At 69.5% G+C, this 14456-nt stretch carries 23 protein-coding genes; 2 read left to right on the top strand and 21 right to left on the bottom strand.

The features are described 5' to 3' along the window. Window positions 1-7 precede the first annotated feature (7 nt). From KO353_RS12300 to KO353_RS16520, 4 genes are read right to left on the bottom strand one after another with little or no spacing between them, the layout of a single operon-like run. A complete protein-coding gene (locus KO353_RS12300) occupies window positions 8-391 on the bottom strand; it encodes a fluoride efflux transporter FluC (protein ID WP_218285013.1) in 384 nt (127 codons plus the stop codon). Then, a complete protein-coding gene (locus tag KO353_RS12295; RefSeq protein ID WP_218285012.1) occupies window positions 388-1728 on the bottom strand; it encodes a replication-associated recombination protein A in 1341 nt (446 codons plus the stop codon). Before KO353_RS12295 ends, KO353_RS12300 begins: the two co-directional genes overlap by 4 nt. Window positions 1729-1761: 33 nt before the next feature. Further along, window positions 1762-2019: a hypothetical protein gene (locus KO353_RS16525; protein ID WP_235691845.1), complete on the bottom strand. Its 258-nt coding sequence runs from the start codon at window positions 2017-2019 to the stop codon at window positions 1762-1764. Continuing rightward, window positions 2016-2516, bottom strand: a complete 501-nt coding sequence (locus KO353_RS16520; protein ID WP_235691844.1) for an amidohydrolase family protein — start codon at window positions 2514-2516, stop codon at window positions 2016-2018. The genes KO353_RS16525 and KO353_RS16520 overlap by 4 nt, the downstream gene beginning before the upstream one ends. Before the next feature lie 46 nt (window positions 2517-2562). Here KO353_RS16520 and KO353_RS12285 point away from each other — a divergent pair, with 46 nt between their 5' ends. Together KO353_RS12285 and KO353_RS12280 are read left to right on the top strand one after the other, a co-directional pair. After that, window positions 2563-3534 carry a Bug family tripartite tricarboxylate transporter substrate binding protein gene (locus tag KO353_RS12285; protein WP_218285011.1) on the top strand — a complete coding sequence of 324 codons (972 nt, stop codon included), beginning with the start codon at window positions 2563-2565 and terminating at the stop codon, window positions 3532-3534. Beyond that, window positions 3534-4526: a Bug family tripartite tricarboxylate transporter substrate binding protein gene (locus KO353_RS12280; protein ID WP_218285010.1), complete on the top strand. Its 993-nt coding sequence runs from the start codon at window positions 3534-3536 to the stop codon at window positions 4524-4526. The genes KO353_RS12285 and KO353_RS12280 overlap by 1 nt, the downstream gene beginning before the upstream one ends. Here the strand turns inward: KO353_RS12280 and KO353_RS12275 are convergent. From KO353_RS12275 to rplN, 17 genes are all read right to left on the bottom strand, one after another. Continuing rightward, window positions 4523-5293, bottom strand: a complete 771-nt coding sequence (locus tag KO353_RS12275; RefSeq protein WP_218285009.1) for a hypothetical protein — start codon at window positions 5291-5293, stop codon at window positions 4523-4525. The two genes, KO353_RS12280 and KO353_RS12275, sit on opposite strands and share 4 nt — an antisense overlap. Window positions 5294-5382: 89 nt before the next feature. Beyond that, entirely contained in the window at window positions 5383-5817 is a 435-nt protein-coding gene (gene rplQ / locus KO353_RS12270; RefSeq protein WP_218285007.1) for a 50S ribosomal protein L17, read from the bottom strand. Window positions 5818-5842: 25 nt separating this feature from the next. Beyond that, the gene (locus KO353_RS12265; RefSeq protein WP_218285005.1) at window positions 5843-6859 is read right to left on the bottom strand and encodes a DNA-directed RNA polymerase subunit alpha; all 1017 of its coding nucleotides are present in this window, start codon (window positions 6857-6859) and stop codon (window positions 5843-5845) included. A gap of 133 nt (window positions 6860-6992) precedes the next feature. Continuing rightward, a complete protein-coding gene (rpsK, locus tag KO353_RS12260; protein ID WP_218285004.1) occupies window positions 6993-7382 on the bottom strand; it encodes a 30S ribosomal protein S11 in 390 nt (129 codons plus the stop codon). A gap of 50 nt (window positions 7383-7432) precedes the next feature. Continuing rightward, the gene (gene rpsM / locus KO353_RS12255) at window positions 7433-7810 is read right to left on the bottom strand and encodes a 30S ribosomal protein S13 (RefSeq protein WP_218285002.1); all 378 of its coding nucleotides are present in this window, start codon (window positions 7808-7810) and stop codon (window positions 7433-7435) included. Between the two features lie 258 nt (window positions 7811-8068). Beyond that, window positions 8069-8722: an adenylate kinase gene (locus tag KO353_RS12250; protein ID WP_218285001.1), complete on the bottom strand. Its 654-nt coding sequence runs from the start codon at window positions 8720-8722 to the stop codon at window positions 8069-8071. Then, window positions 8719-10062 carry a preprotein translocase subunit SecY gene (gene secY, locus KO353_RS12245; protein WP_218285000.1) on the bottom strand — a complete coding sequence of 448 codons (1344 nt, stop codon included), beginning with the start codon at window positions 10060-10062 and terminating at the stop codon, window positions 8719-8721. The genes KO353_RS12250 and secY overlap by 4 nt, the downstream gene beginning before the upstream one ends. Window positions 10063-10178: 116 nt before the next feature. Then, window positions 10179-10655, bottom strand: a complete 477-nt coding sequence (rplO, locus tag KO353_RS12240; protein WP_218284999.1) for a 50S ribosomal protein L15 — start codon at window positions 10653-10655, stop codon at window positions 10179-10181. A 52-nt stretch (window positions 10656-10707) separates the two neighbouring features. Then, the gene (gene rpmD, locus KO353_RS12235; RefSeq protein ID WP_218284998.1) at window positions 10708-10905 is read right to left on the bottom strand and encodes a 50S ribosomal protein L30; all 198 of its coding nucleotides are present in this window, start codon (window positions 10903-10905) and stop codon (window positions 10708-10710) included. Then, window positions 10898-11482 carry a 30S ribosomal protein S5 gene (gene rpsE, locus KO353_RS12230; protein WP_218284997.1) on the bottom strand — a complete coding sequence of 195 codons (585 nt, stop codon included), beginning with the start codon at window positions 11480-11482 and terminating at the stop codon, window positions 10898-10900. Before rpsE ends, rpmD begins: the two co-directional genes overlap by 8 nt. A gap of 27 nt (window positions 11483-11509) precedes the next feature. Beyond that, complete coding sequence (gene rplR, locus KO353_RS12225; RefSeq protein WP_218284996.1) at window positions 11510-11872, bottom strand: 50S ribosomal protein L18; 363 nt, start codon at window positions 11870-11872, stop codon at window positions 11510-11512. 2 nt (window positions 11873-11874) lie between these two features. Beyond that, complete coding sequence (gene rplF / locus KO353_RS12220; RefSeq protein WP_218284995.1) at window positions 11875-12408, bottom strand: 50S ribosomal protein L6; 534 nt, start codon at window positions 12406-12408, stop codon at window positions 11875-11877. A gap of 23 nt (window positions 12409-12431) precedes the next feature. After that, window positions 12432-12830: a 30S ribosomal protein S8 gene (gene rpsH / locus KO353_RS12215; RefSeq protein ID WP_218284994.1), complete on the bottom strand. Its 399-nt coding sequence runs from the start codon at window positions 12828-12830 to the stop codon at window positions 12432-12434. Window positions 12831-12852: 22 nt separating this feature from the next. Further along, a complete protein-coding gene (gene rpsN, locus KO353_RS12210; RefSeq protein WP_218284992.1) occupies window positions 12853-13158 on the bottom strand; it encodes a 30S ribosomal protein S14 in 306 nt (101 codons plus the stop codon). A 50-nt stretch (window positions 13159-13208) separates the two neighbouring features. Further along, the gene (rplE, locus tag KO353_RS12205) at window positions 13209-13769 is read right to left on the bottom strand and encodes a 50S ribosomal protein L5 (protein WP_218284991.1); all 561 of its coding nucleotides are present in this window, start codon (window positions 13767-13769) and stop codon (window positions 13209-13211) included. Beyond that, a complete protein-coding gene (gene rplX, locus KO353_RS12200; RefSeq protein ID WP_218284990.1) occupies window positions 13762-14082 on the bottom strand; it encodes a 50S ribosomal protein L24 in 321 nt (106 codons plus the stop codon). Before rplX ends, rplE begins: the two co-directional genes overlap by 8 nt. A gap of 3 nt (window positions 14083-14085) precedes the next feature. Continuing rightward, the gene (gene rplN / locus KO353_RS12195; protein ID WP_218284989.1) at window positions 14086-14454 is read right to left on the bottom strand and encodes a 50S ribosomal protein L14; all 369 of its coding nucleotides are present in this window, start codon (window positions 14452-14454) and stop codon (window positions 14086-14088) included. Between the last annotated feature and the right edge of the window lie 2 nt (window positions 14455-14456).

Below are 14456 nucleotides of genomic sequence, written 5' to 3'. Positions count from 1 at the left end.
ACGCCGCTCACGGCCACCACCGCACGAGCGTCACGCCGCCCAAGCAGGCGGCAACGGAGAACAGCACGGAGGCGGCGACGTAGGCGAGCGCGGGGCCCGCGCCCTCGCGCCCCAGCCCCACCACCTCGAGCGAGAAGGCGGAGAAGGTGGTGAAGCCGCCGAGGAAGCCGGTGATGAGGAGCGGCCGGAGGGCAGGGGGAGCCGTCTCGCGAACGAACAGTTCCGCCAACAGCCCGATCGCGAAGCTGCCGAGGACGTTGACCGCAAGCGTGCCCCAGAAGGACGAAAAGCCGAGCCCGACGGCGCCGACCGAGACGAGATATCGGGCGACCGAGCCCGCCGCCCCTCCGGCCGCGACCGAGGCGAGGACAAGAGGCGAGAGGGGGCTCACCCGCGCCGCTCCCGCCTCAGCCTCTCCCAGTCCCGAAGCCGTTCGGCGATCGCCGCCTCGCGGCCGCGGTCGGTCGGGGAATAGAAGCGCTGCCGGGCCATTCCCTCGGGGAAGTAGTCCTGCCCGGAAAAGCCCTCCTCGGTGTCATGGTCATAGGCGTAGCCCTGGCCGTAGCCGAGCTCGCCCATCAGTTTCGTCGGCGCATTCAGGATGTGCCTGGGCGGCATCAGGCTGCCCGTGTCGCGCGCCGCGCGCATCGCCGCACCGAGCGCCTTGTAGAGGGCGTTCGATTTCGGTGCGGTGGCGAGATGCACCACGGCTTGGGCGATCGCGAGCTCGCCTTCGGGGCTGCCGAGCCGCTCGTAGGTGTCCCAGGCCGCGATCGCGGTGAGCAGGGCGGTCGGGTCGGCAAGACCCACATCCTCGGAGGCGAAGCGTGTCACACGGCGGATGATGTAGAGCGGGTCCTCGCCGCCGGCGAGCAGGCGCGCAAGCCAATAGAGCGCCGCATCCGGGTCAGACCCCCGCATCGACTTGTGCAGCGCGGAGATGAGGTTGTAGTGCTCCTCCCGGTCCTTGTCGTAGAGAGCGGCGCGGCGCTCGAGCACGCGCGCGAGCCCTGCCGGGTCGAGCGGGGCTATTCCTTCAGGCAGGGTGAGGAGCTGTTCGGCGAGGTTCAGGAGGTAGCGGCCGTCGCCATCGGCCATCGCCGCGAGCGCCGCGCGCGCCTCCTCCGTCACGGGGAGCGTCCGCCCCGCGAACCCCTCGGCGCGGGCAAGCAGCGTCTCAAGCGCCGCGGCATCGAGCCGGCGCAGGACCAGAACGCGGCAGCGCGAGAGCAGGGCGGCGTTGAGCTCGAACGAGGGGTTCTCCGTGGTCGCGCCCACGAGAACGACCGTTCCGTCCTCCACATAGGGCAGGAACCCGTCCTGCTGGGCGCGGTTGAAGCGGTGGATCTCGTCGACGAAGAGCAGCGTTCCTTCCCCTGAGGCACGGCGCCGGCGCGCCTCCTCGAAGGCACGGCGAAGCTCCGCCACCCCGGAGAACACCGCCGAGAGAGAGACGAAGGCGAGGCCGGAGGCCTTGGCGAGCAGGCGAGCGATCGTCGTCTTGCCCACGCCTGGAGGCCCCCAGAGGATGATCGAGGAGAGGCTCCCTTGCGCTAGCATGCGCGTGATCGCGCCCTCGGGGCCAACCAGGTGGTCCTGCCCCACCACCTCGGCGAGCGTGCGCGGCCGAAGCCGGTCGGCAAGCGGGCGCCGCCCGTCCGTCGCTGCCGGTGGCGGGGCGTGCGCCACCTCGCCGAACAGGTCTGCCCCGCTGTGCTCACGCGCCATGGGCGGCAGTGTAGCGCCTGCGCGGCCGAAGCGTCAGATACGGTAGAAGCTTGCTGCCGTGCGGTGGAGAGCGGCTTCGGCAGGGTCGGGCCCAAGCACGCGCCGGATCAGGGCGAGATCGCCATCCTCGAAGGGACGCGCCGCGCGCGTCGAGGGAAGGTCGGTGCCGGCCATCAACGCATAGGGAGCCGCGTCGGCGATCGCCGCAAGCGCCTCGGCCACGTCGAGCGTGACGCGCCCGAACCCTGTCGCCTTCACCTTCACCCCGGCCTTGGCGAGCGCGAGGGTCACCGGTAGCCCCGCCCCGGTGAGGCCGAGATGGTCGAGGACAAGGCCGGCGGGAAGAGAGGCAAGATCGTCCACGTGCGGGGCGAGCGTTGCCGCATCCGCGTAGAGCTCGGCATGAAGGCCATGCGCGGCCGCCGCCCGGGCATGGGCGGCATGGCGGGCACATCGAAGGCCGCGCCACGATGGAGGGTGAACCTCAGGCCCCTCACTCCTGAAGCAGCGAGCGCTGCGAAGGTGGCGTCGTCCTGTCCCGGGTGCGCCGCAGCGATCACCACGAACCCCTCGCCGAGAGCGCGCGCCGCGGCGAGCAGCGGCTGCGGGTCCTCCCCCTGAGTCGAGGCGGCCACCACCGCCCCGCCGACCACCCCGAGCGACGCCGTGCGCCGGCGATAGTCCTCCACCGTGAAGGGCTCGGGAATGGAGCCCTGGTTGCCGGGAAGCGGGAAGGCCGGGTCGAAGATGTGCAGATGCGCATCGAACAGCATGGTGCTACTGCTCATCGGAACCGCCGGCGGAAGAATGCCGGATGCGGATGGGGGGGACGCCATGGCCGAGCCGACACGCCGCGCGCTTTCCGCGGGCCTCTTTGCTGCACCATTCCTTGCGCGCGCCGCAGCGGCGCAAGCCTGGCCGTCCAGGCCGATCCGGCTCGTGGTTCCCTACCCACCCGGCGGCGGCGCCGACACCACGGCGCGGTTGATCGCGGAGCCGATGGGCGCGGCCCTCGGCCAGCCGGTGGTGGTTGAGAACCGCGGCGGCGCCGGCGGCACGATCGGCGCCGCCGAGGTCGCCCGCGCGCCGCATGACGGCCACACGCTGCTGCTCGATGCCGGCGCGCACGTGGTGAACCCTTTCGTGATGCGGACCCTGCCGTTCGACTACCACACCGCCTTCGCGCCGATCTCCCAGCTCACCGTCCTGCCGCAGATCATGCTCGTGAAGACAGAGCTTCCGGCACGCACGATCGCCGAGTTCATTGCGCTCGCGAAAGCCCGGCCGGGTGAGCTCACCTACGGCTCGTCGGGAAATGCCACCTCGTCACACCTCGCCGCCGCCCGCTTTGCCCAAGCCGCCGGCATCTCGCTCGTGCACGTGCCCTATCGCGGCGGCGGCCCCGCGATGCAAGATCTCGTTGCCGGCAACATCGACATGCACATGGGCACCGTGTCCTCCTCGCTCGCGCTCGCCCAAGCCGGGCGAATCCGTGCCCTCGGGGTGACGACGAAACAGCGGCTCGCCCAGTTGCCGGACGTTCCGACCATCGCCGAGAGCGGGTTCCCCGGGTTCGAACTGAACGAATGGAACGGCCTCTACGCCCCATCCGGAACGCCAGAAGACGTGCTCGACCGGATCCATGCGGCCGCCGTCGGGGCGCTCGCGCAACCGGCCGTCCGGGCGAGGCTCGAAAGCCTCGGCGCGCTCGCCGTCGGCTCCTCGCGCGCCGAGTTCGCGGCATTCCTCTCCAATCTGCGCGAAACGATGAAGGCGGTTGTCGCCGAGGCCAACATCACCGTTTAATGACGATCACGCTCGGGAGAACACGCATGACGCTCAGCCGACGCGGCGCGCTCGGTGCCGCCCTCGCCCTGCCGCTCGCCGGGCGCGCCTCCGCGCAAGCCTGGCCCGTGCGGTCGATCCGGGTCGTCGTCCCCTTCGCGGCCGGCGGCGCGGCCGACAGCGCCGCGCGCACCATCTTCCCGCGCGTCTCGGAGCTCCTCGGCCAGACGATCGTGATCGAGAACCGCACCGGCGCGGGCGGCTCGATCGGGGCCGCCGCCGTCGCCCAGGCCGCGGGCGACGGCTACACGTGGCTGTTCGACGCCTCCTCGCACATCGTCAACCCCTCGCTTCTGCGCAACCTCCCCTTCGACTACGCCGCCTTCGTTCCGGTCTCGCAGGTCGCGACCTTCCCGCAGGCGATCGCGGTGAAAGAGGCCTTCCCCGCGCACACGCTGGCCGAGCTCATCGCCGCGGCGAAGGCGCGGCCGGGCGAACTCAGCTTCGGCACGCAGGGCAACGCCACGGCCGGCCATCTCGCCCTCGAACTGTTCCAGCAGCGCGCCGGGATCAGGCTCACCCACGTTCCCTATCGCGGCGGGGCGGACGCGGCGCGTGATCTCGCCGCCGGCAATGTGGACGGGGTGCTGATCACCGCCCTCTCGGCGGGGCCGATCGTGCAGTCGGGCCGCGCGCGCATGCTCGCCGTGACGGTGCTCGAGCGGCTCGCGAATTGGCCGGACGTGCCCACGCTCCACGAGAGCGGCTTCCCGGGTTTCGACATGAGCGAGTGGGTCGGGCTCGTCGCCCCGGCCGGAACGCCCGCAGCGCTTGCGGCGCGGATGCACGCGGCGATCGCACAGGTTCTCGCCGAGCCCGCCGTGCGCGAGCGGCTCGCCCAGCTCGGCGCGGTTCCCGTCGGCTCCGATCCCGAGAGCTTCGGCCGTTTCCTGCGCGAGGGGCGCGAGACGATGGCACGCCTCGTGCGCGAGGCGGGAATCCAGGCGAACTAGCCGGCCCGCCAGGAGCGGACGGCGAGCGCCGCAACGAGAAGCGCCGCAACGGCGGCGGTGAGTCCCGTCGGGCTGATGCCGTTGCGCACGAGCACGGCAACAAGCGCCCAGACGACCGCGAGCGCGTAGGTCGGGAACGGCCGCGTGCGCGCGATCACCGCGAGCGCCGCCGCCGTCGCCACAGCGACGAGCGCGGGCGGAAGCGGGCTCGCAGGGTCGCGCAGCGACTGGAGGCCGGCGACGCTCAAGGCCGAGGCGAGGTTGACGAAAGCGGCGATCGTGACCCATCCGGCGAGCAGCCCGAGCGGAGCGGCGAACAGCCACAGCCCGTCGCGCCGGAGCGGAAGCGGCAGGGCGGAGGCGCGCGCGAGGGCGCCGATCGCCGATGCGGCGATCAGGGCGAGGATGACAGCGGTGAGCCACACCGGCCCTCCCGCCTGGAACACGGCCGCCCAGAGCGCGCAGCCGGCCATGGCGGCGGCGAACCACCAGCCGGCGCGGCGGGCGAGCGGATCGGAGCCTTGGGCAGGTAGCGCCTGCCACACAGCGTAGGCAAGGCACCAGGCGAAGATCGGCCCCCAGATCGAGAAGGCGTAGCCCGCTGGGCTGATCAGCGGCGGCCCCTCGGCATTGGCCCGGGAGCCGATCGGCACGCCCCAGCCGGTGAGCGCAGGCAGGGATGGCAGCACAGCCTGGGCAAGGGCGGCGAGGACCGTCAGGGCCTGGCGAAGCCTGTCCCGCGCGGTGGCCGGTTCGGGGAGCACCATCCCGTGCATGACGGGGAGATGGGAATGGACCCCGGAAACGCGAGGGGCGGCCCGCCGGCCGCCCCTGTATTTCCGGCCCGCGCCCGCGCTCAGGCTTGCGACTCCGCCCCCTCCTCCTCGGGCTTCGTCTCCGGCTTCGGGCCGCTGTCGCGCCCTTTGGCGTCACGATCACGCTCCACGAGCTCGATCACCGCCATCGGTGCCATGTCGCCGTAGCGGAACCCGGCCTTGAGCACGCGGCAATAGCCCCCGGGCCGTGCCCTGTAGCGCTCCGCCAGCGTGCCGAACAGCTTGTTGACGATCACGTCGTCCCGAAGCTGCGCATAGGCCTGCCGCCGCGCATGCAGGCCCCCACGCTTGCCCAGCGTGATCAGCTTCTCGGCGACCGGGCGGAGCGCCTTGGCCTTCGGCAGTGTGGTGGTGATCTGCTCGTGCTTGAACAGCGCCACGGCGAGGTTGCGGAACATGGCGGCGCGATGGGAGCTCGTGACGCCGAGCTTTCGGTTGCCCAGACGGTGGCGCATGGAACGATACCCTCTCCGAACGGTCTCAGTACGGTTCCTCGAGCTTCTTCGCGAGCTCCTCGATGTTCTCGGGAGGCCAGCCGGGAATGGTCATCCCGAGGCTGAGGCCCATCGAGGCGAGCACCTCCTTGATCTCGTTCAGCGACTTCCGCCCGAAGTTCGGCGTGCGGAGCATCTCCTGCTCGGTCTTCTGCACGAGGTCTCCGATATAGACGATGTTGTCGTTCTTCAGGCAGTTGGCCGAGCGGACCGAGAGTTCGAGCTCGTCGACCTTGCGCAGGAGGTTACGGTTGAACGGCAGGTCGTCGCGCTGCGTCTCGGCGCTGACCTGGCGCGGCTCCTCGAAGTTGATGAAGAGCTGGAGCTGGTCCTGCAGGATCCGGGCGGCGAGCGCGACCGCGTCCTCCGGGCTCACCGTTCCGTTCGTTTCGACGGTGAGCAGAAGCCGGTCGTAGTTCGTCACCTGCCCGACGCGGGTGGGCTCCACCCGGTAAGCGACGCGGCGCACCGGCGAGTAGATCGCATCGACCGGGATGAGCCCGATCGGCGCATCCTCGGGCCGGTTCTCAGCCGCCGGCACGTAGCCCTTGCCCGACTGCACGGTGAACTCCATGCCGAGCTTGACGCCGTCATCGAGCGTGCAAAGCACGAGGTCTGGGTTCATGATCTCGATGTCGTGCCCGGCCGAGATCTGCCCGGCCGTCACCTCGCCGGGCCCGGTTGCGGTGAGCGACATCCGGCGCGGCCCGTCGCCGTGCATCCTGAGCGCGAGCTGCTTGATGTTGAGGACGATGTCGGTCACGTCCTCGCGCACGCCCGGGATCGACGAGAATTCGTGCAGAACGCCATCGATCTGCACGGCGGTGACAGCCGCCCCCTGCAGCGACGACAGGAGGGTTCGGCGCAGTGCGTTGCCGAGCGTCATGCCGAAGCCGCGCTCGAGCGGCTCCGCCACGATGGTGGCAATACGGGTGGGGTCGTTTCCGCTCTCGATGTCGAGCTTCGACGGACGGATCAGGGATTGCCAGTTCTTCTGGATCACGGTATGGCCCTTCGCCCTGCCTTCCAGGGGTCCATTCCCAGGCGGCGCCTGAGCGCCTGACCCGGCTCCGCCCCGGCGCGGACCCGCACGCCGGGGCTCCGGCCGCCTTCAGCACGGCCGGCCGTGCGTCCCGTCAGACGCGGCGTCGCTTCCGCGGCCTGCAGCCATTGTGCGGAATGGGTGTGACATCCTTGATCGCGGTAATGGTGAAGCCGACCGACTGCAGCGCCCGCAGGGCGCTCTCGCGGCCCGCGCCAGGCCCGCTCACCTCGACCTCGAGAACCTCCATGCCATGCTCCCGCGCCTTCCGGCCCGCATCCTCGGCGGCCATCTGCGCGGCATAGGGCGTGGATTTGCGGCTGCCCTTGAACCCCATCAAGCCCGCAGAGGACCACGAGATCGCATTGCCCTGGGCGTCGGTGATCGTGATCATCGTGTTGTTGAATGACGCGTTCACGTGCGCCACGCCTGAGGTGATGTTCTTGCGCTCCTTCTTCTTCGGTCGAGCGGCTGGCTTGGCCATGGTCAGGTCGGTCCTTCAGATCGAGCGGGCGGGTCGGCGGCCGGGGGAGGTTATTTCGTGACTTTCTTCTTGCCTGCGATCGGCACCGCCTTGCCCTTGCGCGTGCGCGCGTTGGTGTGGGTGCGCTGGCCGCGCACCGGCAGTCCCTTGCGGTGCCGCAGGCCGCGGTAGCAGCCGAGGTCCATCAGGCGCTTGATGTTCATCGCCACTTCCCGGCGAAGATCACCCTCCACCTTGTAGTTCCGGTCGATCAGCTCGCGGATGCGCAGGATCTCCTCATCCGTGAGCTGGTTCACGCGGCGGTCCTCGGGGATCGCGAGCGCCTGGCAGATCTCCTCGGCCTTCTTCGGCCCGATGCCGTAGATGTAGCGCAGCGAGATCACGACGCGCTTGTTCGTGGGGATGTTCACACCGGCGATACGCGCCACGACGGGTCACTCCCTGCCAAGCAGCCACGAGGGCCAGAACGACAACACAGAGGCGGGCCCGCCATGCCAGCAAGCCGCCGATCCATCCCGGCCCGGCCGTGCCAACCCGGGCGGGTGGCGCGGCGCTGCCGGACACGCAAGCGCGAATGGCGGCCTCCCCCGCGGGGGCCACCGGACGCGCGGGACTATAGCCTCGGTCCTCTCCCTGTCAACCACCGCCCGCGCATCCCTGCGCTCCTGGCGAGGCTTTTCCCGGCGTCAGGCCACACGCTGCAACGCCGCCTCGATCGCACGCGTGACCTCGTCCATCTCCGCCATCCCATCGACCGTATGAAGCGTCCCTCTGGCCGCGTAATACGGAAGGAGCGGCGCCGTCTGCCGGTGATAGGCCTCGAGCCGGGCGGCGACCGTCTCGCGCTTGTCGTCCGCTCGCCGCACGAACTCGGTGCCGCCGCAAAAATCGCACACCCCCTCAACCTTCGGACGTTTGAACCGGTCGTGATAGGCGGCGCCGCAGCTCTTGCAGCTGAACCGTCCCGCGATTCGCTCGACGAGAGCGGCATCGTCCACCTTGAGTTCGATCACTGCATCGAGGGCGAGGCCAAGATGGTCGAGCATCGCGTCGAGCGCTTCGGCCTGGGGCGCGGTGCGCGGGAAACCGTCGAGGATGAACCCTCTCGCGCAATCCGGCGCCTGAAGCCGGTTCGCAAGCATCGCGGTGATCAGCGCATCGGGGACGAGCTGCCCCGCTTCCATGATCGCCTTCGCCTCCTTGCCGATCGGGCTGCCGGAGGCGACCTCGGCGCGAAGCATGTCGCCGGTCGAGATCTGGGCGAGACCGTGCCGTTCCTGCAGCCGCTTGGCCTGGGTGCCCTTCCCCGCGCCTGGCGGGCCGAGCAGGATCAGGTTCACCGTCTGCCCCCCCTCAGCTTCGCCTTCCTGATCAGGCCCTCGTACTGATGGGCAAGCAAGTGGCTCTGCACCTGGGCCACCGTATCCATCGTCACTGTCACGATGATCAGGAGCGAGGTCCCGCCGAAGTAGAACGGCACGCCGTAGCGCGCGATCAGGAACTCCGGCAGCAGGCACACCGCCACCAGATAGATCGCGCCGACAGTGGTCAGACGCGTCAGGACGTAATCGAAGTATTCCGCCGTGTTCTGGCCGGGGCGGATGCCGGGAATGAAGCCGCCATACTTCTTGAGATTGTCCGCGGTCTCGACCGGGTTGAAGACGACCGCCGTATAGAAATAGGCGAAAAATACGATCATCGCCGCGTAGAGTATCATGTAGAGCGGCTGGCCATGGCCGAGAGCGGCCGTGATCGTCTGCAGCCACTCGGGCCCGCCGTCACCCGAGAAGCCGGCGATCGTCACCGGCAGGAGCAGGAGCGACGAGGCGAAGATCGGCGGGATCACGCCCGCGGTGTTGATCTTCAACGGCAGGTGGGTGGAGTCGCCGCCGAACATCCGGTTGCCCACCTGGCGCTTCGGATACTGCACGACGATCCGACGCTGCGCGCGCTCGATGAACACGACCGCGGCGATCACCGCCACCGCCATCACGAGCAGGAACAGGATCACGAAGGTGCTGATCGCTCCGGTGCGCCCGAGCTCGAGCGTGCCTGCGAGCGCGGAAGGCAGGTTGGCGACGATCCCGGCGAAGATGATCAGCGAGATGCCGTTGCCGACACCGCGCGCCGTGACCTGCTCGCCGAGCCACATCAGGAACATCGTGCCGCCGACCAGCGTCACCACGCAGGAGAAGCGGAAGAAGAACCCAGGCTCCGCAACCGCCGGCCCGACGGAGCCGCGGATGCTCTCGAGCCCAACCGCGATGCCATAGGCTTGGAAGGTGGCGATTACCACCGTCAGGTAGCGCGTGTACTGGTTCAGCTTCTTGCGCCCCTGCTCGCCCTCCTTCTTCAGCGCCTCGAGCGTGGGCGAGGCGGCCGACATCAACTGCATGATAATGCTCGCAGAGATGTACGGCATGATGTTGAGCGCGAACACCGTCATCCGCCCGAGCGCGCCGCCGGTGAACATGTCGAACATGCCGAGGATGCCGCTGCCGTGGCTGCGCACGAGTTCGGCCATCACCGCGGCGTCGATCCCCGGCACGGGGATGTAGGTGCCGATCCGATAGACGATGAGCGCGCCAAGGGTGAACCAGAGCCGCTTCTTGAGCTCCGTCGCCTTGGCGAAGACCCCGAAATTCAGGTTCGCTACAAGCTGTTCGGCGGCCGAGGCCATGCTGTCCTTCCGCTCAGGGGCACATCAGAGGCAGAGCGCGACCCTGCCTTCCCAGGGCCGGAACGATCAAGCCGGCCGCACGCCGGCGAATCGGCACCGCGCCCCGCCGCCCGCCCTCAGCCCTCTGCCGCGGCGGCGGGCAGCGTCACCGAACCACCCGCCTGCTCGACCGCTGCAATCGCCGCGGCCGAGGCGCCGGAGACCACGAGCCGCACGGGCCGGGTGATGGCTCCGGTCGCGAGCAGGCGAACCCCCGCGACCCGGCCTTTGCGCACGAGGCCCGCCGCACGCAAGGCCGCCTCGTCGATCGGCTTGCTCGGGTCGAGCCGGCCCGCTTCGATCGCGGCGTCGAGCCGCCCGAGGTTCAGCGGGGAGTATTCGCGACGGTCGAGCGGTTTGAACCCGCGCTTCGGCAGCCGGCGGTAGATCGGCAGCTGTCCGCCCTCGAAGCCGTTCAGCGCCACGCCGGTGCGCGCCTTCTGGCCCTTCACGCCGCGCCCGGCGGTCTTGCCCTTGCCGCTGCCGATGCCGCGACCAACCCGGCGGAACTTCGGCCGCGCGCCCTCATTGTCGCGCAGTTCGTTGAGCTTCATCGCCTCTCTCCTGCCCCCGGCCCGACAGCGCGGCGGCCGCTCGCCGCAAGCCTCAGCCCGCGACCTCCTCAACCTTCACGAGATGCCGGACCTTGCGGATCATGCCGCGCACCGCCGGCGTGTCCTCGAGCTCTCGCGTCCGATGCAGCCGCGCCAGACCGAGCCCGACCAGCGTCCGCTTCTGGTCCTCAAGCCGGTTGATCCCGGACTTAACCTGCGTGATGCGGATGCGCTTCGTCCCGTCAGGCATCTGCCGTCTCCCGCACTGCGCCTTCGACCGGCGCGTCGCGCCGCCCGAGAAGCTCGCTCACCTTCTTGCCGCGCCGTGCCGCGACGCTGCGCGGCGAGTTGAGCGCCTTCAGGCCGGCGAAGGTCGCCTTCACGACGTTGTGGGCGTTGTTCGTGCCGAGGCTCTTTGCCACGACGTCGCCGATGCCCATGGTCTCGAACACCGCGCGCATCGGGCCGCCGGCGATGATCCCGGTGCCGGCCGGGGCCGAACGGAGCAGGACCCGGCCCGCCCCGAAGCGCCCGACCACATCGTGATGCAGCGTGCGCCCCTCGCGCATCGGCACGCGGATCATGTTCCGCTTCGCCTGGTCGGTCGCCTTGCGGATCGCCTCCGGAACCTCGCGCGCCTTGCCGGCGCCGAGCCCGACCCGGCCCTTGCGGTCGCCGACCACGACGAGCGCGGCGAAGGCGAAGCGCCGGCCGCCCTTCACCACCTTCGCCACGCGGTTGATCGCAACCAGCTTGTCGACGAGCTCCTCGCCCTCGCGGTCGCCGCGCTCGCGCCCCCGGCCGCCTTCCCTCGGTTCACGTGCCATGGCTTTTGGCCCCTTCGCGCCGCGTGCTCAGAAGTCCAGCCCGCCCTCGCGGGCGGCGTCGGCCAACGCCTTGACGCGGCCGTGGTAGAGATAAGCGCCCCGGTCGAACACCACCGCCGAGACCCCGGCGGCGATCGCCCGCTCGGCGACGAGCTTGCCGACCGCCGCCGCCGCCACCTTGTCGGCGCCGGTCTTCAGCACCTCCCTCAGCGCCGGGTCGCGCGAGGACGCAGCAGCCACCGTGCGCCCCACACTGTCGTCAATCACCTGGGCGTAGATGTGCTTCGAGGAGCGGAACACCGAAAGCCGCGGCCGCCCGCCGCCCTTCTGGCGGAGCTGGAAGCGCAGTCGCGCCTTCCGCCGCTCCCTGAGATCGCGCTTCGTCGCCATGGCTACTTCTTCTTCCCCTCCTTCCGGAGGATCGTTTCCGTCTCGTACTTGATACCCTTGCCCTTGTAGGGCTCGGGGCGGCGGAAGGCGCGGATCTCGGCCGCCACCTGCCCGACCCGCTGCTTGTCGATACCCTCGATCCTGATCGAGGTCGGCTTCTCGCAGGTGACCCTGATCCCAGCCGGAACGGGGTAGCGGATCTCGTGGCTGAAGCCGAGGTTCAGCACAAGCTCCTTGCCCTGAACCGCGGCGCGGAACCCCGTGCCGTTGATCTCGAGCGACTTCGCGTAGCCCTCGGACACGCCCTTGACCATTCCCGCGACCAGGCTGCGCGTGGTGCCCCACAGCATGCGGGCGCGCCGCTCGCTGCTGCGCGGGCGGAGCACCACCTGGTTGCCCTCGACAGCGGCGGTGACCTCCTCCGAAAGCGGCAGCGTGAGCTCGCCGAGCTTGCCCTTGGCCGTGAGCACCCCGTCGGCAACGGCGACGGAGACACCTGCAGGAAGCGGAACGGGATACTTGCCGACGCGCGACATGGTTCGACCCTCCTCCGGCGCGCTCAGAACACGCGGCAGAGGACCTCGCCGCCGACATTGGCGGCGCGGGCCTCGGCGTCGCTCATCACCCCGCGCGGGGTGGACAGGATGGAGATGCCGAGCCCGTTGTAGACCCGAGGCAGCTCTTTGATCTTCGAGTAAACGCGGCGCCCTGGTGTCGACACTCGGGTGATCTCCTTAATCACCGGCTCACCTTCCGAATACTTGAGCTCGATCTCGAGCTCGCGCACGCCCGGGCGGATCTCGACGATCTTCCAGTGGCGAATGAACCCCTCGCGCTTCAGCACCTCGCAGACATTCGCGTGCAATTTCGAGGCAGGCGCGCGCGTCGTTGCCCGGCGTGCCCGCTGGGCATTTCGGATACGGGTGATCATGTCACCCAGCGGATCGGAGATCGCCATCGTCCTCGCTCCTCTCCCCGCCCTACCAGCTCGCCTTGATCATGCCGGGGATCTGCCCGGCCGAGGCGAGCTCGCGCAAGGCCACGCGGCAGAGCTTGAACTTGCGGTAGTTGCCGCGGGCACGGCCGGTCAACTCGCAGCGCAGGCGCACGCGCACCGCCGCGCCATTGCGCGGCATTGCCGCGAGCTTCAGCATCGCCGCGAAACGCTCCTCAGGCGAGGCGTCCTTCCGCTTCACCAAGGCCCTCAGCGCCGCCCGCTTCGCCGCGTCGCGCCTCGCCATGCGCTCGCGCTTGCGGTTCCTCTCGATCGACGACGTCTTCGCCATCCCGCATTCCTCCAGAACCTGCCAGCACGACGGCCGGCGGTTTTCCGTGCTCAGTTCGTGAACGGAAGGTCAAAGGCCTTGAGCAGCGCCTTCGCCTCCCTGTCGGTCTTCGCCGTGGTGCAGATCACGATGTCCATGCCCCGCACCTTGTCGACCTTGTCGTAGTTGATCTCCGGGAACACGATCTGTTCCTTCAGCCCCATCGCGAAGTTGCCGCGCCCGTCAAAGCCCTTGCCGGAGATGCCCCGGAAGTCGCGCACGCGCGGCAGCGCGATCGTCACCAGCCGGTCGAGGAACTCATACATCCGCGCCCGACGGAGCGTGACCTTCGCCCCGATCGGCATGCCGGCGCGGATCTTGAAGCCCGCGATCGCCTTCTTCGCGCGCGTCTTGACCGGCTTCTGGCCGGCGATGAGGGCAAGGTCGGCCATCGCCGCGTCGAGCTTCTTCTGGTCGCCCGCCGCCTCGCCGACCCCCATGTTGATCACGATCTTCTCGAGCTTCGGCACGGCGAAGGGGTTCTTGTAGCCGAACTCGCGCATCAATGCCTCGCGCACCACGGTCTCGTAGTGCCGCTGCAGGCGCGGCTTCGCCGTCGTCGTCTCAGCCATCGATCACCTCCCCCGAGACGCGGGCGACGCGGACCTTGCGGCCATCCTCGAGAATCTTGAACCCGACGCGCGTCGGCTTGTCCGACTTCGGGTCGATCAGCATCAGGTTCGAGAGGTGGACCGGCGCCTCCTTCTCGATGATGCCGCCCGGGCTCCCCACGCCCTTCGGCTTCTGGTGCCGCTTGACCATCGCGACCCCCTGCACGATCGCCCGGTTCTCCTTCGGGATCACGCGCAGAACCTCGCCGCGCTTGCCCTTGTCAGCGCCAGCGATCACCTCCACCCGGTCGCCCTTTTTGATCTTGGCGGCCATGGCTCAGAGCACCTCCGGTGCGAGGCTGATGATCTTCATGAACTTCTTCGCGCGCAGCTCGCGCACCACCGGCCCGAAGATCCGGGTGCCGATCGGCTCCTGCTGCTTGTTGATCAGCACCGCCGCGTTGCGGTCGAAGCGGATCGCCGAGCCGTCGCCGCGGCGGACGGGGAAGGCGGTGCGGACGATCACTGCGTGATGCACATCCCCCTTCTTCACCTTGCCACGGGGGATCGCCTCCTTGACGGAGACGACGATCACATCACCGACCGACGCCGTGCGCCGCTTCGAGCCGCCGAGCACCTTGATGCACTGGACGCGGCGCGCACCCGAATTGTCCGCGACCTCGAGATTGGTCTCGACCTGGATCATCG

Source organism: Elioraea tepida (genome assembly GCF_019203965.1).
Classification (GTDB): Bacteria; Pseudomonadota; Alphaproteobacteria; order Acetobacterales; family Acetobacteraceae; genus Elioraea_A; species Elioraea_A tepida.
Note: the sequence above shows the minus strand (reverse complement) of the source record. Positions and strands in the feature narration are given on the sequence as shown.

What these genes read in the sequence shown, in the direction of transcription:
- KO353_RS12295 (WP_218285012.1), bottom strand. Translation starts at nt 1,728, where the DNA reads ATGGCGCGTGAGCACAGCGGGGCAGACCTGTTCGGCGAGGTGGCGCAC.
- KO353_RS16520 (WP_235691844.1), bottom strand. Translation starts at nt 2,516, where the DNA reads ATGAGCAGTAGCACCATGCTGTTCGATGCGCATCTGCACATCTTCGAC.
- KO353_RS12285 (WP_218285011.1), top strand. Translation starts at nt 2,563, where the DNA reads ATGGCCGAGCCGACACGCCGCGCGCTTTCCGCGGGCCTCTTTGCTGCA.
- KO353_RS12280 (WP_218285010.1), top strand. Translation starts at nt 3,534, where the DNA reads ATGACGATCACGCTCGGGAGAACACGCATGACGCTCAGCCGACGCGGC.
- KO353_RS12275 (WP_218285009.1), bottom strand. Translation starts at nt 5,293, where the DNA reads ATGGTGCTCCCCGAACCGGCCACCGCGCGGGACAGGCTTCGCCAGGCC.
- rplQ (WP_218285007.1), bottom strand. Translation starts at nt 5,817, where the DNA reads ATGCGCCACCGTCTGGGCAACCGAAAGCTCGGCGTCACGAGCTCCCAT.
- rpsK (WP_218285004.1), bottom strand. Translation starts at nt 7,382, where the DNA reads ATGGCCAAGCCAGCCGCTCGACCGAAGAAGAAGGAGCGCAAGAACATC.
- secY (WP_218285000.1), bottom strand. Translation starts at nt 10,062, where the DNA reads ATGGCCTCGGCCGCCGAACAGCTTGTAGCGAACCTGAATTTCGGGGTC.
- rplO (WP_218284999.1), bottom strand. Translation starts at nt 10,655, where the DNA reads ATGAAGCTCAACGAACTGCGCGACAATGAGGGCGCGCGGCCGAAGTTC.
- rpmD (WP_218284998.1), bottom strand. Translation starts at nt 10,905, where the DNA reads ATGCCTGACGGGACGAAGCGCATCCGCATCACGCAGGTTAAGTCCGGG.
- rpsE (WP_218284997.1), bottom strand. Translation starts at nt 11,482, where the DNA reads ATGGCACGTGAACCGAGGGAAGGCGGCCGGGGGCGCGAGCGCGGCGAC.
- rplR (WP_218284996.1), bottom strand. Translation starts at nt 11,872, where the DNA reads ATGGCGACGAAGCGCGATCTCAGGGAGCGGCGGAAGGCGCGACTGCGC.
- rplF (WP_218284995.1), bottom strand. Translation starts at nt 12,408, where the DNA reads ATGTCGCGCGTCGGCAAGTATCCCGTTCCGCTTCCTGCAGGTGTCTCC.
- rpsH (WP_218284994.1), bottom strand. Translation starts at nt 12,830, where the DNA reads ATGGCGATCTCCGATCCGCTGGGTGACATGATCACCCGTATCCGAAAT.
- rpsN (WP_218284992.1), bottom strand. Translation starts at nt 13,158, where the DNA reads ATGGCGAAGACGTCGTCGATCGAGAGGAACCGCAAGCGCGAGCGCATG.
- rplE (WP_218284991.1), bottom strand. Translation starts at nt 13,769, where the DNA reads ATGGCTGAGACGACGACGGCGAAGCCGCGCCTGCAGCGGCACTACGAG.
- rplX (WP_218284990.1), bottom strand. Translation starts at nt 14,082, where the DNA reads ATGGCCGCCAAGATCAAAAAGGGCGACCGGGTGGAGGTGATCGCTGGC.
- rplN (WP_218284989.1), bottom strand. Translation starts at nt 14,454, where the DNA reads ATGATCCAGGTCGAGACCAATCTCGAGGTCGCGGACAATTCGGGTGCG.